Genomic DNA, 234 nt, shown 5'->3' on the forward strand with positions numbered 1-234 from the left:
AGCCATCGATGAATACTGCAAATCACTCGAACCCGTTGAAAGCCCCTATCTTGTAAAAGGCAAGCTCTCCGAAGCCGCACAACGTGGCGAGAAGATTTATCTCGCCGCGGGGTGCGCACTCTGCCATCCGCTCAACGACCTGATGACGGACTGCAAGCAGTACGACCTCGGCATGCAGGATCCAATGGACAAAGGCAAGAAATGGGATACGCCCACCATCCGCGAAATATGGCG

1 protein-coding gene is annotated in these 234 nt (G+C 54.7%); it reads left to right on the forward strand.

Annotated elements, in window-relative coordinates:
* Positions 1-234, forward strand: a 234-nt coding sequence (locus B0D78_RS13060; protein ID WP_205948344.1) for a hypothetical protein, incomplete at both ends; no start/stop codon positions are given.

The organism is Pyramidobacter sp. C12-8, from assembly GCF_002007215.1.
Classification (GTDB): domain Bacteria; phylum Synergistota; class Synergistia; order Synergistales; family Dethiosulfovibrionaceae; genus Pyramidobacter.